3 protein-coding genes and 1 pseudogene are annotated in these 2474 nt (G+C 77.8%); 1 reads left to right on the top strand and 3 read right to left on the bottom strand.

Going from position 1 to position 2474, the window contains the following annotated elements; genetic code table 11:
* Nucleotides 1–152 precede the first annotated feature (152 nt).
* The 3 genes from MCM47_RS39715 to MCM47_RS39725 all read right to left on the bottom strand — a co-directional run bounded on the left by MCM47_RS39715 (nucleotide 153) and on the right by MCM47_RS39725 (nucleotide 1830).
* Entirely contained in the window at nucleotides 153–734 is a 582-nt protein-coding gene (locus MCM47_RS39715; protein ID WP_238951717.1) for a superoxide dismutase family protein, read from the bottom strand.
* Nucleotides 735–941: 207 nt separating this feature from the next.
* Nucleotides 942–1349 carry a type II toxin-antitoxin system VapC family toxin gene (locus MCM47_RS39720; protein ID WP_238951718.1) on the bottom strand — a complete coding sequence of 136 codons (408 nt, stop codon included), beginning with the start codon at nucleotides 1347–1349 and terminating at the stop codon, nucleotides 942–944.
* Nucleotides 1350–1464: 115 nt separating this feature from the next.
* Complete coding sequence (locus MCM47_RS39725; RefSeq protein WP_238951719.1) at nucleotides 1465–1830, bottom strand: hypothetical protein; 366 nt, start codon at nucleotides 1828–1830, stop codon at nucleotides 1465–1467.
* Between the two features lie 273 nt (nucleotides 1831–2103).
* Between MCM47_RS39725 and MCM47_RS39730 the strand changes: the two are divergent.
* A pseudogene (locus MCM47_RS39730) lies at nucleotides 2104–2474 on the top strand (hypothetical protein); the annotation flags it as partial.

Genomic DNA, 2474 nt, shown 5'->3' on the forward strand with positions numbered 1-2474 from the left:
CCGCCTGCACACCATCAAGGCGGTGCTGGTCGCGACCCTCGGAGCCTGACCCCGCCGGCCGCCCGGCCCGGTGCCACGGCATCCCGGGACCCCGAGCCTCCGGGGCTCCGGGCAGGCCCGGGGCTCCCGCGACCCCGAGCGGCTCCCGGGCCTCACGGCTGCAGCTTCACGCAGGCGGCCCGGTCGGCCGCGCCGTGCCGACCGGCCGGGGTGCCGGCGTGGAGGACCAGCGAGCGGGCCTCGCCGGGTCGCGGCTGCCAGGCCACCGCGGTGGCCGCCGTGCCGCCGCCCCGGGAGTCGGTGCGCAGCGTCAGCCGCAGTTCGTTGCGGTCGTTGGCGTAGGCCGGGTCGGTGGAGGGGCGCACCGGGTCCACCGCGTCCTGGTAGTGCGGACCGGAGGCGGTCGGGTCGGCTCCGCAGGGGCCGGTGTGCAGGTGGGCCGGGAACGCGTGGTCCGCGGCGACCCCGGCCACCGTGACGGTCAGTACCGTCCGTCCGGGGAACGAGCGGTCGACGACGACCCGGACGTGCGAGCCGTACGGGACGAGGTCCGGCGCGTGGCTGATCGCGGTCGGCGGAACGAAGGCCGTCGCCGGGTCGAAGTCGGCCTCCACGACGGAGACCGGCGAGTCCGGTGAGACCCGGCCCGAAGGGTCGGCCGAGCCCGAGGGGCCGGTCGCGGCGGGGGCCAGCAGGGCGAGCGGAAGCAGGGCGGCGGCGAGCGGCGTGGACATCGGCGGACCTTCCGGAGGCGGTACGGCGGGACGCCCTGCTCAACGCCGCCCGGTCCCGGCGGACACCCCCTGAAGGCGATCCCAGCCCGATCCCGGCCGATTCCCCGAAGCCGGTCCCCGAAGCCGGTCCCCGAAGCGGGCAGCCTCGTGCCTCCCGCTCGTTCCGCGCCTTCCGCTTCCTGCAGGCACCCCGGGCGCTCGTCCGGCTCAGCCGGTCGAGCGGTGGATCCCGCGGATCTCGCAGCGCGGCCCGCTGGCCCGCATCAGCCGCAGGTCCGCCGTGACCAGCGGCGCGCCGAACCGCTCCGCGACCGCGACGTACGCGGCGTCATCGGGCGTGAGGTTGTCCTTGAGCTCCCAGATCCGGCCGAGCAGGGGTGCGACCTCGACCTTGCGGATGGCCAACCCCGGCAGCCGGGCGGCGAGTTCACCCACCCGCTCGGCGCTCAGTTCCCTGGCGAGGTAGAGGCCGCGCAGCGACTGCATCACCTCGATGACGATGTGCTCGGGGGCCACCCACTCGCCCCCGGCGGCGAGTTCGGCCCGGGCCGCCTCTCCGCGCTCGCCCTCGTCGGCCAACGCGAGCACCAGCGCGGACGCATCCACCACGATCATCAGTAGGACCCCGTCCTGTCCCGGCCGGTCCGGCACGTCAAGTCACCGGCCACGGTACCCGGGCGGTCCGCCGGGGGCTCCACCGGTGGCGACCCGCGTGGAGACGGCCGCCGGGTCACCACCTCGCCGCGCCCAGCGGGCCCGCCAGCAGGCCCGCCAGCACCGAGGCGGCGTTGGCCGTCCCGGCGACGGCCCAGGGCAGCGGCCCGCGCAGGCGCAGCCCGGCGAGCGGGCGCAGCAGTGCCGCCTCGGTCGCGCAGACGGCGGCCTCGCCGACCGCGAACGCGGTCCAGTACGCTGCGGCGGTCCCGCCGGTGCGGTGGCTCACGGACCACCAGAGCAGCGGGTGCGTGGCCAGGTTGACCAGGACGGAGGCCGTCGCGGCGCGGGCCGGGCGGACCCCGCCGGCCCGGACGAGGGCCACGGTGTACAGCGGTGCCTCGACCAGCAGGGTGAGGGCGAGGGCCGACGAGTAGGGCACGGCGGGGATCGTGCCACGGGGAGGGGGAGCGTGGCCATCGGGATCGCGGACGGCTCCGACCAGGGCCCGCCGTCACACCCGTCCGCCACGGCACGCCCGTCCGCCCCGGCGCGCAGCGGCCGGGACGGCGGCGAACCTAGCGGTTCCGGCATACCTTCCCGCCCCGGCGGACCTACCCGCCCCGACGGACCCACCGGTCCCGGCGGCCCCACCGGCCCGGCCGGCGGCCGGCCCGCCACCCCGGAGGGCGCGGGACCTGCCGCTCCCGGAGGCGTGCGGCTCGGCGCGGTCCCGCAGGCCGGGTTCGTCCTCGCGGCGGCCGCGGCGCTGCTCCTGGCGCTGCGTGCCCCGGCCGGCCTTGCGGTGCTGGGCCTGGCGCTGTTCGGGGTGCTGCACAACGTGCTGGAGCTGCGCTACGTGGCCGGCCGGTTCGCCGCCGTGCTGGCCGGCCCGCTGCTGCGACTGCTGCTGGTGCTGGTGACCGGCATCGTCTTCTGCCGACTGGTGCCGCCCTCGCTGGTGCCGCGTCCGGCGGCCCAGGCGGCCGAGATCCTGCTGGCCTACGCGCTGCTCGCGGCCGCCTGCCGGTCGGGGCTGCGCGGGCGCCCGTTGGTGCTGGCCGGGAGCGGTGCCGTGCTGGCGGG

Source organism: Kitasatospora sp. A2-31 (assembly GCF_022288725.1).
Taxonomy (GTDB): domain Bacteria; phylum Actinomycetota; class Actinomycetes; order Streptomycetales; family Streptomycetaceae; genus Kitasatospora.